The 13,762-nt window shown below is 54.9% G+C and carries 10 protein-coding genes, 1 tRNA gene and 2 pseudogenes; 9 read left to right on the top strand and 4 right to left on the bottom strand.

All coding sequences use genetic code 11. The features are described 5' to 3' along the window. Positions 1-4 precede the first annotated feature (4 nt). From MLD66_RS00565 to MLD66_RS00575, 3 genes are all read left to right on the top strand, one after another. Positions 5-751: a PilN domain-containing protein gene (locus tag MLD66_RS00565; protein WP_247215012.1), complete on the top strand. Its 747-nt coding sequence runs from the start codon at positions 5-7 to the stop codon at positions 749-751. Next, positions 748-1,518, top strand: a complete 771-nt coding sequence (locus tag MLD66_RS00570) for a hypothetical protein (RefSeq protein WP_247215013.1) — start codon at positions 748-750, stop codon at positions 1,516-1,518. Before MLD66_RS00565 ends, MLD66_RS00570 begins: the two co-directional genes overlap by 4 nt. 65 nt (positions 1,519-1,583) lie before the next feature. Further along, a complete protein-coding gene (locus tag MLD66_RS00575) occupies positions 1,584-3,788 on the top strand; it encodes an AMIN domain-containing protein (protein ID WP_247215014.1) in 2,205 nt (734 codons plus the stop codon). Between the two features lie 87 nt (positions 3,789-3,875). On the opposite strand, the gene ftsH is transcribed toward MLD66_RS00575, so the two are convergent. Beyond that, the gene (ftsH, locus tag MLD66_RS00580) at positions 3,876-5,723 is read right to left on the bottom strand and encodes an ATP-dependent zinc metalloprotease FtsH (RefSeq protein WP_247215015.1); all 1,848 of its coding nucleotides are present in this window, start codon (positions 5,721-5,723) and stop codon (positions 3,876-3,878) included. Positions 5,724-5,754: 31 nt separating this feature from the next. Then, complete coding sequence (locus MLD66_RS00585; protein ID WP_247215016.1) at positions 5,755-6,435, bottom strand: Crp/Fnr family transcriptional regulator; 681 nt, start codon at positions 6,433-6,435, stop codon at positions 5,755-5,757. A 489-nt stretch (positions 6,436-6,924) separates the two neighbouring features. On the opposite strand from MLD66_RS00585, the gene MLD66_RS00590 reads away from it, so the two are divergent. Next, the gene (locus tag MLD66_RS00590; RefSeq protein ID WP_247215017.1) at positions 6,925-7,209 is read left to right on the top strand and encodes a DUF4090 family protein; all 285 of its coding nucleotides are present in this window, start codon (positions 6,925-6,927) and stop codon (positions 7,207-7,209) included. A gap of 197 nt (positions 7,210-7,406) precedes the next feature. Then, positions 7,407-8,183 (top strand): tetratricopeptide repeat protein, encoded by a 777-nt coding sequence (locus MLD66_RS00595; protein ID WP_247215018.1) that lies wholly within the window; start codon positions 7,407-7,409, stop codon positions 8,181-8,183. Position 8,184: 1 nt separating this feature from the next. On the opposite strand, the gene MLD66_RS00600 is transcribed toward MLD66_RS00595, so the two are convergent. Beyond that, positions 8,185-9,732, bottom strand: a complete 1,548-nt coding sequence (locus MLD66_RS00600; RefSeq protein ID WP_247215019.1) for a YifB family Mg chelatase-like AAA ATPase — start codon at positions 9,730-9,732, stop codon at positions 8,185-8,187. 77 nt (positions 9,733-9,809) lie between these two features. On the opposite strand from MLD66_RS00600, the gene crtH reads away from it, so the two are divergent. From crtH to MLD66_RS00620, 4 genes and pseudogenes are all read left to right on the top strand, one after another. Then, complete coding sequence (crtH, locus tag MLD66_RS00605; RefSeq protein ID WP_247215020.1) at positions 9,810-11,297, top strand: carotenoid isomerase; 1,488 nt, start codon at positions 9,810-9,812, stop codon at positions 11,295-11,297. Positions 11,298-11,384: 87 nt separating this feature from the next. Beyond that, positions 11,385-11,528 (top strand): annotated as a pseudogene (locus tag MLD66_RS00610) (high light inducible protein); the annotation flags it as partial. Between the two features lie 99 nt (positions 11,529-11,627). After that, the gene (msrA, locus tag MLD66_RS00615) at positions 11,628-12,290 is read left to right on the top strand and encodes a peptide-methionine (S)-S-oxide reductase MsrA (protein ID WP_247215021.1); all 663 of its coding nucleotides are present in this window, start codon (positions 11,628-11,630) and stop codon (positions 12,288-12,290) included. A 24-nt stretch (positions 12,291-12,314) separates the two neighbouring features. Next, positions 12,315-12,386 (top strand) — tRNA-Met (locus MLD66_RS00620). A 539-nt stretch (positions 12,387-12,925) separates the two neighbouring features. On the opposite strand, the pseudogene MLD66_RS00630 reads toward MLD66_RS00620, so the two are convergent. Next, positions 12,926-13,246, bottom strand: a pseudogene (locus MLD66_RS00630) (transposase); the annotation flags it as partial. Between the last annotated feature and the right edge of the window lie 516 nt (positions 13,247-13,762).

A 13,762-nucleotide genomic window follows, 5' to 3' on the forward strand; every position in this document is an offset into this window, starting at 1 on the left:
GGTTATGTATGGGGTAGAGATTAACTTTTTACGGGATCGGGCGCCCCAGGGGCAACCCTATACGGAGGAGGAGGACAGCCCCCTTCCTTTGGTGTTGGGGATTGCGGTGGGGGTGATTGCCCTGGTCGGTGCCGGGGGGTTGTGGGGTTTTACGGCAATGCGGAAGCAAGCCTTGGAACAGGAGAAGGTGCAGGGGGAAGCCCGGTTGAATCCCCTGCGGCAGCAGTTGGCGGAACTGGACAAGCTCAAGGAGCGGGTGGCACAAATCCGCAAGGAAACTGAGGAACTCGCCAATGTGGTGGAACGGGTTACCCCTTGGTCGGCGGTGGTGCAGGATTTGGGCAACCGTACCCTGCCGGGGATTCAGTTGGGCAAGGTTGACCAGTCGGGCAGTAATTTGAAAATCACTGGGCAGGCCAATGAATTCAGCACGGTGAATGATTTTCTGCTGGTGTTGGCGCGGTCGCCATTTCTCAAGGGCACACCCCCCAGCGACCCCCGGTTGCTCGATTCTAAACGGGCGGCGATCACGGGGGAACAGGACACCCAGCCCCTGGTACAGTACGAGGTACAGGTGACCCTGGCTACGGATAAAAAACTGTCGGAAAATTTAGCCAACCTGAAGCGTACCGGGGCGGTGGGCTTGGAGACCCGGATTGAGATTTTGCGGGAATTGGGGATATTGAAAGAGCGACCCACGACCCCCCCGGCGACCAAGGATGAACCCCAGGAGAAGGAGGCAGGACAATGACCCTCAGCGGTGCGTTTGACCAACCCAAGGTGGCTGGTTCCCAAAAAATTCTTGGCATGAGTCCGTTTCTCCTCTACGGTCTCCTGGCCGGGGTGGTAGGAATCGGCGGGGCGGCGGCCATCTATTTCACCCAGGTACAGCCTACCTCCTTGCAGGTGGCGCAACTCCAGAGCGAAGTGGAGGCGATTAACAACGAAATCCGCCAGAAAGAGGCCGCCCTGCGGGACCGAGACAAGGTGGAAGCAGAACTGAAGCAGGCGGAAGAGCAACGGGCGAAGTTGGAAACCATTTTTGGGAACCAGCAGGACTTGCAAGTTGCCCTGTTGATGATTGATCAGCAAATCAGAGACAGCGGTGCCAACCTGCGCTCCTTCAAACCCGGTGCGGTGGCGACTGCGGGGCAGGTGGACGAGCAAACCCCCGGCACGGAGCAGAAAAAACCCACCCAGGCCAAGGCTCCGGCGGAGCAGACGATGGGGTTGCTGAAAAAAGTCACCTACGACGTGGAATTTCAAGGTACCTATCCCCAGACCATAGCCGTCCTGCGGAATATCGAACGCCTGCGGTTATTGCTGAATATCACCAAGTTTTCCATGTCTGCTCCCACATCTCGCAGTGAAGATGGGGAAACCCCCCGTCTGACCACTAAATTCACGCTGGAAGCCTTTGTGCCCCTCACACCGGAGGAACTGGCCGCCCGCAAGCAAGCCAGCCAACCCAAGGATGCCAAGGGCAAAACCCCGGCCACCCAGCAAAAATCGCAGTAATGTTCCGGTGCAACCACCGGCAACAGCATCAACCCCAACATCACGTGACTGGAGGAGTGAACAATATGCGTCAATGGTTACCAGGTACATCTTTAGGGCTGGGTGCCGCCCTGGTGGTGCTTGCCCAACCTGCCCTGGCGGGTACGGCCAAAATTACCGATGTGGAACTCAAGCCGGTGGGGAACAACCTTGCCATCGTCTTGAAAACCCAAGGGGGCAAGCAGATGCAGGTTTTGGGGAGTCGCCAGGGCAATACCTGGGTGGCGGAAATTCCCAACGCCCAACTGCAACTGCCCCAGGGGAATTTTCAACAGGAGCGTCCTATCCCTGGGATTGACTCGGTGCGGGTAGCTCCCCTGAGTGATGGGGGTGTGCGGGTGACGGTGGCCGGGAGTGGTAAAAATCTGGCCGGTCGCATCGGGCAACGCACGGATGACCAGGTGAGTTTTTTGATTGAACCCCAGCGGGTGGCCCAAGCCAATCCCACCGTAGCCCAGGCGGAAGCCACCGACCCCACCCCCCGGCCAGGGACGGGTTCCCCCCGGACGATTCCCCCCAATTTACCCCAGGGGCCGAACCCTGTGCCTCCGGTCTTGCCGCGGGCGGTTGCCCCGCCAGTGGGGGATATTGCCGTCGGACAGGTGAATGTGTCTGCCGAAATCATTGACCTGGGTCCGAAGGGTGCGACCCGGATTCCCCGGTTGGTACTGCGGGATGCGCCGGTGCGGGAAGTCCTGACCCTGTTGGCGCGGGCGGCGGGGATGAACCTGGTCTATGTACCGGATACGGAAAAAACGACGGTGCGGGAAACCGAGTTGCAGGAAATCACGGGCGGGTTCCGGTTGCAGACCAAGGGTGAAGCCACAGTGGAACGGGAAATTGGGCAAACCACTGTTTCTCTGGATATTGAAAACGAGGCCGCCCAAAATGTGTTGAACTACGTCCTGCGGGTGGCACGTCTGCGGGCGAATCGGGTGGGCAATACCCTGTTTGTGGGGCGGAACTTGCCTGCTGAAGCGGACAATGTGATCAGCCGTACCCTCCGGATCAACCAAGCCCAAGCGGCGGGGGTAGCGGCTCATTTAGCCTCCCAAGGTGCCGAGGTCTATCGGACGATTGTGGAAACCGTGTTGGTGACCAACCAAGTGGTGGCTTCCCCCGGTTCGCCGCCAGTGGTGCAGAGTTTTCCCCAGGAGCAGGTGCGGGTGGAACGAATTGCGGCTCCGGCAGGGATTTCCAATGCGGTCTTAACGGGACTGCGGGCGGTGGTGGATGCCCGTACCAATGCTGTCACTCTGACTGGGCCAGCCCGCTTGGTGGAAATCGCCAGTGCGACGGCGGCGCAGTTGGATGTGCGGAAACGGCAGGCAATGGTGAATGTGAAGGTGATTGATGTGGTGTTGAACAATACCCAGGCGCAGGGGTTCAGCTTCTCCTTTGGTGCCAACCAAACCTTCTTCCGGTTTGACAATGGGGCAGCCGTGATCAATTTTGGTGCCAGTCCCCTAACCGGCGTTGGGAGTTTAATTCCAGGGGGATTTCCGCCTGGCATCGGCACACCTTCCCAACCCCAGCCGTTTAGCCAGACCTTCTTTGCCGCATTGCAAGCCCAGATCGCCCAAAACAATGCCAAAGTCCTCACCGACCCTACCCTGTTGATCCAGGAGGGGGAACTGGCGACGGTGCAATTGACAGCGGAGGTGGTGACGAATGTGCGGGTGACCCCCTCTGCCACTGAGGGACAGCCGCCTACCATCACGGTGGAGCGTGATCCGGCGGGCTTACTCCTATCTATCAATGTGGAGCGGATTGATGACAACGGGTTTATTACCCTATCGGCAAGCCCCGATTTGAGTGCCCCCTCTGGAACCTTTACGCTCACCACCCCGGGGCCAGTGGGTCAAGGGAATGCGGTTAACACCATTACCCTGTTGTCCCGGCGCCGGGTGACTACGGGGCGGGTGCGGTTGCGGGATGGACAACCCCTGGTCTTGAGCGGTGTGATCCAGGACAGCGACCGGGTGCAGGCATCCAAAGTGCCGATTTTGGGCGATATTCCTATCCTGGGTGCCCTATTCCGCTCCACCAGTAAAATTAATCAGCGCAACGAGGTAATCGTGGTACTCACCCCGCAGATTGTCAACGATAACGATGCCGCCACCTTCAACTACACCCCGGTGCCGACCAACCCTGGCCCCCGCAGTGCGGTTCCGGGGCAACCAGTGAGCCAGAATGCCCCCGTGTTGGATGCCACCGGCGGTCAACGTTAAATTTGGCAGTTTTAACCTCCAGTGTGTTGCCCTCTACCAGGGATGGTGGGGGGCTTTTTGCACTCGATTCCCTTTGCATTTTTTCATTCACCCCACCGGTAGGCTTTGATTGGTGTAGTGACGCACCAGGGCATAAAATTCTTCCCCTTCGATGGTTTCCTGTTCTAATAAACGCTCTACCAACTGGTCCATCAGGGGGCGGTGGGCACGCAGTAGGCGGCGGGCTTCCTGATAGGCTCGCTCAGTCATGGTACGCACCAAATGATCCACCTGATTCGCCAGTTCATCGGAATAGGTAGGGCGTTGCCACCACTCGGTTGTCTCCTCCAAACTCACCAATCCCAACTCGGACATCCCGTAACGGGTGACCATTTCCCGCGCCAATCCCGTGACCATTTGGAGGTCATTACTGGCACCCACGGTGATTTCACTGTCCCCAAATACCTCCGCTTCGGCGGCCCGCCCCCCCAGGGTAGCAATGATCTGGTTCTCCATCCAACTGCGGGTGTAGAGACCGCTGTCCACCCGTTCTTCATTAAAAATCTGCTGGCTAAAACCGCCAATCCCCCCGGAGCGGGGAATAATCGTCACTTTATTGAGCGGGTCCGTGTCCGGCAGAAGCGCAATCAGCAGGGCATGGCCGATTTCGTGGTAGGCGATCAAACGCTTTTTTTTGCTGTCCAGCAGGGGATTGAGCGTCAGGCCAATCGTCACCCGGTCAATGGCATCTTCAATTTCCGCTGGCGTCATGGCTTCCTTGCGGCGACGGGCCGTGAGAATAGCCGCTTCGTTGAGCAAATTCGCCAAGGCGGCCCCGGAAAACCCCGGCGTGCGGCGAGCCACCGTTTCCAGCGAGACCTCCGGTGCCAATTTTTTGTCCCGGGCGTGTACCCGCAAAATTCCCAACCGCCCCTGAAAGGTGGGCAAATCCACCATCACCTGCCGGTCAAACCGCCCTGGGCGCAGGAGTGCCCCATCCAACACATCCGGGCGATTGGTGGCCGCAATCACGATCACCCCCGTATTCCCCTCAAACCCGTCCATTTCCGTCAAAAGTTGGTTGAGGGTTTGCTCCCGCTCATCATTGCCGCCGCCGATGCCTACCCCCCGCTGGCGACCCACCGCATCAATTTCATCAATAAATACAATACAGGGTGCCTGTTCTTTGGCTTTGCGGAACAAATCCCGCACCCGGGACGCCCCCACCCCCACAAACAATTCCACAAACTCCGAACCGGAAATACTCAAAAATGGCACCCCCGCCTCCCCCGCAATCGCCTTGGCCAACAGGGTTTTCCCCGTCCCCGGCGGCCCCACCAACAACACCCCCCGGGGAATTCGAGCCCCAATCGCCGTAAACCGCTCTGGATACTTGAGGAAGGTCACCACCTCCTGCAACTCTTCCTTGGCTTCCTCAATCCCCGCCACATCGTCAAACTTGACCCCAGTTTTAGCGGCCACCTGGAACCGGGCCCGGGACTGCCCAAAACTCAGGGCTTGCCCCGGCCCCCCCGGCGCATTACTCAACCGCCGCAACAGGGCAATCAGCAACAGCAACAGCACCAAACCCAACAGCAGATTCGCCAGCAACCCCATCACCGCCTGATTGTTGGGCTGATCCAGCACGGTTAATTTGACCTTGGCCTGACGAATCTGGCGCAGGAGTTCCGGGTTTTGCTCAAACAACTGCACCTCCAGGGGCGGCTCATTGGCGGGACGGTCTTTCAAGCGCACCCGTGCCACCTGGTTTTGCCGGTTGATGGCAATTTCCGATACCTGGTTCTGCTGAATTTTTTGTAGCAATTCCGTATAGCTCAAGCTCAAATCCGCCGGTTGCCGCACCTGTGCCAGCCCCGGTGTCGCCGTCGTCAGTGCCAGACTGAGTACCGCCGCCGAGAACCAACGGTGGGGTCGGACGCTGTCTTTTGCCCTCATATCGCCTCGAATGCCAGACCTTTATCCTATCCTAGCTTGGGAGCCGCTCCTCCCTAGCACTGGGCATGGCATGGGTGACCAACAGATGCCGGTCCGTGCCCCAGTCCACCCAGCCCCAGGTGTGAAACCGCCCCAACAACCGGGTACAGGTTACCCGACTGGTGCCAATCGCATTCGCCAAACTCTGGTGGGTCAGCCGCACCTGCAAGCGCACCCCCCGGGGCACCGGTTCCCCCACCTCCTGCGCCAACAGCAACAGCAAATGCCGCAACCGATCCTCCACCCGTCGTTGCCCCGCCGTAATTGCCAACAACGCCTCAGTTTGCCGCAACCGCCGCATCAATGGGAAAAACAACGCCTGCGCCAATGCACTCGAACGCTCTAATTCCGTCAAACTCAGCCACAGGCAGTACACATCCGTCAACGCCCGCGCTTGGTAGGACACCAACCCGGTCAAGGGCATTCCCAAAGGCATCCCCGGCCCCGCCAACCCCACCAACACCTCATCCCCATTGCTCTGAGCGGTGCTCAACTGCACCACCCCCTGGCTCACCTGCCACAACCCATCCCCCTCCAGGGGCAACAGCTCATTGCGGGGAAAAAAACGCCCGTGCCGCACCCTGCCGGTCAGTTCCAACGCAGAACCCACCAGCTCCCGCCAACTCGTTTCCAGGGCAAAAACGCCGGAATCCCCCCGCATGGTCACGGTCATGGCGTACCCCCTACCGAGGCTTGATACCTGTCACTTTACTCCCCCAAAATCAACAATATGTAATCAAAAGGTTAGGATTTGGTTAAGGACATCTTGATTGGCATGGGCAGAAATTTACGTTCCTGGCATGACCCCATAAATGGCTAGGTTACGCAGGCTATTGAGAAGGAGAGCCGTACCCTGCGATCTTTGATTTTTGCAAGGGCACTTCTAAAAATTAGGTCGCAGGGGCACCATCCCCTCTTTGGTTCTCGATAGTATGGGCATTCCAGCGAGATAACCTTCAATGAGTGCAAATAAATAGAGGTGTCCTGTGAAATTATTCTACTTACAGAACGGCTCAGTTATTTTTATATCCAAAGCACCGCATAGATAATCTGAGATGGCTACATAAGTACAAAAAATAACCCATACAGGTATCCTGAAGTCATTTTTCTTGATCCCCGGCTCATCGTTGACTATTCTAAAAGCAGAGTTACCTAAAAAACCATGATTCCTGAAACCCTTGGTGCCGATGCGGTGGATGTAGCCATTGCCCAGGGCATTGACTTGGATGGCACCCCCATCCCTGCGTCACGCCTGGCACTTTACCATGAGGTGATGGCCTTGGAAGCCAACCGTCAGCGCAGTGGTGTGACCAATACCATGCGTTCTCGCATTGTTCGCATCGGTGCCAAACATTTGCCCTTAGAGACATTAAATGAAAAACTAGTGGCGGCAGATTTTGCACCCCTCAAACCGAAGGAAATTGCCTTTTACTACGGGGAAAAGTAAATTCCCCACCAGGGCTTTTTATGTGAATAACCAGGTGGCTTAGAACCAAAACGGGGCTAGGCTCGGTGACCCTCAACGCTCCAAGCATAAATTTTTTTACTCACAATACAGGTGAAATTACCCTAGGGGGATACCCGTATTTTTTCCCCAACCATGTGTGTATATTAGAAACATATTGTAATCTCACGTTGATTAGGATGCGTCTGGTTGTTTGGACAGGATTGTTGGTGACTGTGGTGCTTTGGGGGCAACCCACGCCAGCGCAACCGGGCAACCCGGAAGCCCAGATCAAATTTCAACAGGCGACTCAGTCCCTCAGCCGCAACGAAAACACCAAAGCCCTGCAGGAATTTCAAGAAGCCCTCAAAATTAACCCCAATTTGGCTGGGGCATGGCGGGGCATGGGGGTCGCTCTGGGACGCTTGGGACGCTGGGCGGATGCCGCTCAAGCGCAGGCACGGGCAACGGCTTTGGCACCGAAACACGCCCCCGGTTGGGTGATGCGGGGCTGGGCCGAACATCGCAGTGGCAATTCCGCCTTGGGGGCACAGTGGCTCAACCATGCCCTCACCCTTGACCCCAAAAATGTGGAAGCCCACAATGCCCTGGGGGTGGTGTATTTGTTCCTCAATCAACCCCAAAAAGCGGAAGCCAGCACCCGCCGGGTCATTCAACTCGACCCCCAAAATGGCACCGCCTATTACAATCTAGGGTTAAGTTTAGACCGGCAGGGACGCTACGCCGAAGCCATTGCCGCCCAAACCCAAGCCCAAAAATGGGAACCCCGCAACCCCCATCCTTTGCTCGCCCAAGCGGTCAGCTATCTGGGGCAAAACCAAATGTCCCAGGCGCAAACGGTGTTTCGACGTGCCTTGACCCTTGACCCCTGGTATGGGCAAGCCGCTGGGATGGATGACCTGGTGCGCGCCGGGTTTAGCCCTGCCCAAATCGCCCGGTTAAAAAAATTACTCTAAATTACTGCAATCCGGTTAGGCGTTCCAGGGAGCGATACTGCACCGCTTCTTTAATATCTTCCCAATCCAAGTAGGGGCTGGTCTGCCCTCGCAAATCCGCAATGGTACGGGCGACTTTCAGTAACCGGTCCATCCCCCGCACCGACAATCCCAGCCTGCGAATTACCATTTCCAATTTACTGCGGTTTTCCGGGGACAATTGACACCACTGGCGAATCTGGGCGGACTGCATCTGGGCATTGTGCTGAATGTGTAATGTTTGAGCAAATCGTTCCCTCGCCAATTGACGGGCGTTTTGCACCCGTTCTCGCACGGTCGCTGAATCTTCCCCCGTGGGTTGTTGTACCATTTCTTCCGGTTTGAGCCGACCCACCTGCACCTGCAAATCAATCCGGTCCAACAGGGGCCCCGACAATTTGCCCCAGTACTGCTGACGTTGATGTGGTGTACAGACACAAGCCTGCACCGAATCCCCATAGTAACCGCAGGCGCAGGGGTTGGTGGAAGCTACCAGGGTAAAGCGAGCCGGAAACGTGACCGTCTGCCGTGCCCGGGAGACCGTGACCAGTCCATCCTCCAGGGGTTGGCGCAGAAATTCCAGCACATCCCGCTTAAATTCCGTCAGTTCATCGCAGTACAAAATTCCGTGATGCGCCAGGGACACCTCCCCCGGTTTGGGAATACTGCCCCCTCCCACCAAGGCAGGACCAGAGGCGGAGTGGTGCGGGCTACGAAAGGGACGCTGATTCACCAACGCCCCCCGTTCCGGCAGTAAACCGGCGACGGAATAAATCTGCGTGACCTCCAGGGCTTCCTGCAGGGTCATGGTGGGCAAAATCCCAGGTAACCGCCGTGCCAGCATGGTTTTGCCACTCCCCGGCGGTCCCACCAGCAACAGGTTATGTCCCCCGGCGGCGGCAATTTCCAACGCCCGTCGAGCCAAATGTTGCCCCTTCACATCCCGCAAATCCAGTTCCATGTGCCCCGCCTGCTGATGCAATTCCTGCAATGGGTCCACTTGGGCAGGGGTAAAGCGTTCCGGGGCTTGGAGCAATGCCGCCACCTCCCGCAGATGGGCGCACCCATACACCCGTAACCCTTGGATCAGAGCCGCTTCCCGCACATTCGCCGCAGGTACAATCAGCCGAGTAATGCCCAATTTCTCCGCCGTTGCTGCCATTGGTAGCACCCCCGCCACCCCCCGCAGGGCACCATCCAGGGACAATTCCCCCAGAAACAAAGTTGTCTCCACCCCCTCCGCAGGCACCTGTTCGGAAGCCAGCAAAATCGCTACGGCAATGGGCAGGTCAAACCCCGGTCCCTCCTTGCGTAAATCCGCTGGGGTGAGATTCACCACCACCTTCCGCTGGGGCATGGCAAACCCGGAATTTTTCAACGCCACCCGCACCCGCTCCCGGGATTCCTGCACCGCACTGTCCGGCAGACCGACGACCACCAGTCCCGGCAGTCCCCCGGCAATGTCCACCTCCACGCCGACTTTCACCGCTTGAATACCCAGCAGGGCGGCACTCCAGACCCGGGTGTGCATGGTGAATCCCCCATCCTTTGCCTCCAGTGTAATCCGGGCGAAGTACACTAAAAGAGCCGAGTCAAGGGAAAACCAAAGTGACCGATTGGGATGCGATTGTGATTGGGGCAGGCATCGGCGGACTGGTAACCGCCAGCCAACTCGCCCGGCGGGGTGCCAAGGTTTTGGTGTTGGAAAAATATTTGATTCCTGGGGGGAGTGCAGGTTATTTCGAGCGGTCGGGCTATCGGTTTGATGTGGGCGCTTCCATGATTTTTGGGTTTGGCACCCAGGGGACGACCAATCTTCTCACCCGTGCCCTCGCCGCTGTGGATCAAAAGTTAGAAACCATCCCCGATCCGGTGCAAGTCCATTACCATTTGCCAGGTCATCAAGAGGTGCGGGTGCATCGGGATTATGAGCAATTTATCCAAGAATTAACCCAGATTTTTCCCCAGGAAAAGCAAGGGATTCGCCGCTTTTATGATGAATGTTGGCGGGTGTTTCGATACCTGAACTCTATAGAACTTTTATCCCTGGAAGAACCCCGGTATCTCCTGCGGGTTTTTACCCAAAATCCCTTAGCTTGTTTGGGACTTGCCGCCTATTTACCCTGGAATGTGGGAACCATCGCCCGCAAATATATCCGTGACCCGGAATTACTCAAATTTATTGATTTAGAATGCTACATCTGGTCGGTGGTTCCCGCTAATCAAACCCCGATGATCAATGCGGGAATGGTGTTTTCCGACCGGCATTACGGGGGGATTAATTATCCCAAAGGCGGGGTGGGACAAATTGCCCAAAAATTAGTCGCTGGTCTGCAAAAGTACGGCGGTGAAATCCACTACAAAAGTCGGGTAACCCGCATCCTTATTGAACAGGGAAAAGCGGTGGGGGTGGAATTAGCGACCGGGCAAACCTATCGAGGCAAACGGGTCATTTCCAATGCCACCCGTTGGGATACCTTTGGCAATTTATTATCAGATATTCCCCGCTCTGAACAGCGCTGGCGCCAATGGTATCAACCCTCCCCAAGTTTCCTCAGTTTACATTTAGGAGTACGAGCGTCAGCCATTCCTGAAAATACCGATTGCCATCATGTTTTATTAGAGGATTGGGCGCAGATGGAAGCCCCCTACCAAACCCTTTTTGTTTCCATTCCCACCTTACTTGACCCGGATTTAGCCCCGGAAGGATACCACATCATTCATGCGTTTACCCCCTGTTGGTTGACGGATTGGGAACAGTTGCCTCCTACGGAATATGAGCAAAAAAAAGAGGCAATGGCGGGGCAAATCATTACTCGGTTAATGAAATTATTCCCCCGGCTGGATCAAGATTTGGACTACATGGAAGTGGGCACCCCCCGCACCCACCGGCGGTTTTTAGGACGGATGGACGGTTCCTATGGTCCCATGCCCCGGCGACCTCTCCCCGGACTGCTCACCATGCCGTTTAATCGCACCAGTGTTCCAGGATTGTACTGCGTGGGGGACAGTACCTTTCCCGGTCAAGGTCTGAATGCGGTGGCTTTTTCCGGCTTTGCCTGCGCCCATCGGGTCGCTACGGATTTGAATCTTTGAAGCAATGTTGCGGAAATGTAAAATTTTAGTTACATTATGGGTATAGGGATTTAGTGATGGGTCAAGCAGGAGTCAATCATGGACAATCAAGATCGCAATGTTTGGAGTTGGGGTTTTACCGCCGGTGCCGAAAACTGGAATGGTCGTTTGGCGATGCTGGGCTTTGTTTCCGCTTTGATTGTGGAAGCCATTAGTGGTAAAGGTGTACTGCACTTTTTGGGGTTGATGTAGTTTTGAGCTGGGGGATTCTCGCAGTGGGGAGTCCCCTATTCCATGAAAACTAAGGCTTTAGCGTGAACATAATCTAAAGTAGTGAGATCAGGACACCTCATGGCGATTTTTGGCTTTGGTAAAAAAGTGATGCTCCCTCAGCCGGAGGAGGCTTTACCCGGTCGTCCTACCCCCATGCCCGTGCCGGAAAACCATTATGTAAATGGTTCTCGGTTGACCCCACCGTTTCCTGAGGGAATGGAATTGGCGATGTTTGGCATGGGCTGTTTTTGGGGAGCGGAGCGGAAGTTTTGGCAAATGCCGGGGGTGTACAGTACGGCGGTGGGCTATGCCGCTGGGTTTACGCCTAATCCCACCTATCAGGAAGTGTGTACGGGGATGACGGGGCACAATGAGGTGGTGCGGGTGGTCTTTGACCCCCAACAGGTCAGTTACAGCGATTTGCTCAAAACCTTCTGGGAAAGCCACAATCCCACCCAGGGGATGCGCCAAGGTAATGATGTGGGAACGCAATACCGTTCGGGTATTTATGTGTACTCTCCCCAGCAGAGGGAATTGGCAGAACAATCTCGGGATGCTTACCAAAAGGTACTCAGTGCCGCTGGGTATGGTGCCATCACCACGGAAATTTTGGATGCCCCGGAGTTTTACTACGCCGAAGCCTACCACCAGCAATATCTAGCGAAAAATCCGGGGGGCTACTGCGGTTTGGGGGGTACGGGAATTGCTTGTCCCGTGGGTGTCACCGCCGCCCAAGGTTAAGCTAATATAGGAATCTGTGCGTGTGGCTCAGTAGCTCAGCGGTAGAGCAGGGGACTCATAAGCCCTTGGTCGCGTGTTCAAATCACGCCTGAGCCATTTCCTTATAACCCCATCATCATAAGACTCTTAGCCTTACCTATGTACTCGTAAAGTACATCGTTATTCAGAGACCACTTCACCAAAAATAGGGGCTAGAAGGCGCAAGAATCGGCTATGGTGGACTGAAAAGTAGTCCAGATTTAGTCCAAGATGGCAGAGCAGGAGACTGGAATAGAAGTCAAAATCACCGAGGTCAACCAGAGACTGAAGCTATGGCAATCCTAATTGAGAGTGGAACAGGGGTCGCAGGGGCACCGTCCCCGTATTTGGTTCTGGAGAATTGCTGTTTGTTAATCAAGCAGGATTGCTATATAGAACCCATTTGAGATTTCAAGGAGGAGATGCGAGACGCTTCAACATAAGGCGAATAAATTTAGTGACGGCATGGGTCAGAGTTCGTTCAAAGTTCTTGACCAGACTCTTGCACCGCTCCATCCAAGCATGGGATCGCTCAATCACCCACCTAGCTGTCACGGGCACAAAGCCTGATTTCTTTTGTTTTGACGGCTTCGTTGACATTTCAAAGCGGATTTTGGTCATAATTTGTGGATAAATCTGCCCCAATTTTTGATTAAAAAGTTAATATGATACCCCCGGTCTAACAAAATCGTAATTTTGGGAATCGTCACCGGCTTAGCCCTGAAATAATCCATATTTAGGGTCAACATTTCCACTAATCCCACATCATCCGGTACATTGGCAGGCGTACAATGAGTGAAAAAAGGAAACCCAAGGGTATCGACAGCCAGATGTCGCTTGATACCATGAGTGGCTTTATAAAAACAATATCCTTTAGCATCAATACTCGCATTACAAGTATTTTTTACCGCTTGGGAGTCAACGATGATTAGGGTTGTCCATTGGGATTTTTTTTTACAGTCTTTTAAGTAGTTATGGGATACAGTTGAACCCCGTTTGCCGTAGGTCAATCATGCTGAGGTTTTAGAATAATCAAGACTTTTTGTATCCTTTAATTGACAAATAGACTGTACCTGTTGGTGCAATCGGTGCATCAACTCGGTCAATACGCCAGCGGCTCGCCATTGTTTATAGTGCCAGTAAACAGTTGAATAAGGGGGTAAGTCGCACCAATTACAACCATTTTTGAGTTGATACAAAATGCCATTCATGATTTGTCTATTTGTCCATTTGGGGGGACGAGTTTTTTCTTCTTAGGTAGTAATTCCAATAATAGCGGTTCAACAATCTCCCATTCTGCATCACTAAGGTCGCTGGAATACGCCATACTATCTCCACTGAGTCCATGCAATTTCTCTATATTCTATAAGATGTCAAATGGGTTCTATAGATGCGCCAATATACATCAATAAAACCTTTTATGATCCAGTCACCTTCATTAGTAGCAACTGCCT

Origin of the sequence: Synechococcus sp. C9 (genome assembly GCF_022984075.1) — a bacterium.
Classification (GTDB): domain Bacteria; phylum Cyanobacteriota; class Cyanobacteriia; order Gloeomargaritales; family Gloeomargaritaceae; genus Gloeomargarita.